Consider the following 1,733-nt stretch of genomic DNA (forward strand, 5'->3'; position numbering starts at 1 on the left):
CAGGCATCAAAGCCTAAGAAAGTCACTAAGAAAAGAAAGAATTCAATTGTTCAGCTAAATTCGTCACATGCTAACAGTTCAAACATCAGGCTGACTCAGTTTGAGTTAGATGAGTTGAAACTGCAAGCATTAGTTGACACTGGAAGTACTCATTGTCTCCTATCTGTGGCTGAGTTCCACAAGTTAAAAGGCAAGTCTTTCAGTCCTCTAAAGCTGAACATGAAAGTTGCTGGTCACACATTGACTAACAACATCATAGGAAAAACTACACTACCGATAGTATTTTCACTCGCAGGAGGAAAAAGCATATCAGTATTTGTAGATTTCCTTCTGGCCCATGCCACAAATGGCTACAAGGCAATACTTGGCGCAGACTTTCTGTACAACAACAAGTTAATCGCAGCCATCACTTCCAGCCATTTGCTGACAAGCTCAGAGCTTGGCAGACATGAAATTCCTCTTTCTGAACTAAGTGACTCCGCGGAGTGCAATATGATTCAGATTAGAAGAACAGTCACAGTAGCTCCTTTCTCCTCTATCAATGCTGAGCTAAAAGTTGCCTCAGAGAGCAATCATAATCTCTCTGCAGGAACTGAGTGCTGGAAAGAAGTGACATCCATGATCACTTCTCTGAATGCACTAAGTTATTCTATTTCTAATGCATACCAGCATGCTAGCAAGCTGACTGTGTTGCTACAGAATAAAACTGCCGAAGATCTGCATTTTCAAGCAGGGTCCGTGATTGCTACTATGAGCAGCATTTCATGCACCGAGCTAAATAGTTCAGCTACAGATGAATTTTCTTCTGAAGAGAACGAAGATTCTCTAGAGGAAGAAATTCTGCTAGAAACATTGCTTGTTGATGCCACAAATCTGGACAAGCAATTTACTTGGAAAGATTGTGAAATCAATGACAAGCTGGATAAATCCACGGCTAAAAAGCTGCGGCAAATCCTACAGGAACATGAGTCAGTGTTTGCAAAGAACAAATTGGATGTGGGAAAATTCCCTCACTTCACTGTTCAGCTAGAGATCACTGACAAAATTCCTGCTGAACATCAAAGGTTTATGTCAGAAGAGAAAGCTGCCTTCTGTGACAAAACCTTCGAAACTTTCGAAGAAATGGGTTTGGTTGAAGAGTGTCACACTCCGAAAACCATCTCAAATCTTCATTTGGTTCCAAAATACGAAGGGCTACGGGATCTCACCAAAGCCTCTACGTATTTGGCCCAAGTCCAAGGTGTAAAGAACACTCAATTCAGAATCGTTCAGGATCTCAGAAGAGTGAATTCTGCCACAAAAAATGTCAAAAAGACTGTTCCAAAATTGCCTGAACAGATCTTTCAGAAGCTTCAGGGCAAAATTGTAAGCTCCATGGATGCCAACCAGGCATATTGGCATTTGCCTCTTGCTCCCGAGAGCAGAGCTTTCACCTGCTTTTGGCTCAGAAACAGAGTCATGCAATTTAACAGAATGGTCCAAGGCTTAGCATCCGCACCAGCGTGCTGGGATCAAGCCATGTCGATCATCTTCTCAGCTGCCTCTCTGGCTGAAATCAAGAGATCACTCCCTAAAGGGGAAGCTGACCTTTTGCCTGACACTTTTGAGTCGTTCTTTTGCTACTGGCAAGATGATTCTTGGATCTTCTCAGACAGCACAGAAGAACATCTGATTCATCTGAAAGCCGTTTTACGAGCTTATCAGATCAACAGAATAAAGATCAGTCCTCAGAA

The 1,733-nt window shown here is 42.4% G+C and carries 1 protein-coding gene; it reads left to right on the plus strand.

Going from position 1 to position 1,733, the window contains the following annotated elements; all coding sequences use genetic code 11:
- Positions 1–219: 219 nt before the first annotated feature.
- On the plus strand, positions 220–1,733 hold a 1,514-nt coding region (locus ABWP14_RS11415), incomplete at its 3' end, for a reverse transcriptase family protein (protein WP_353203095.1).

It is taken from the genome of Polynucleobacter sp. (assembly GCF_040400325.1).
In the GTDB taxonomy this organism is placed as follows: domain Bacteria; phylum Pseudomonadota; class Gammaproteobacteria; order Burkholderiales; family Burkholderiaceae; genus Polynucleobacter.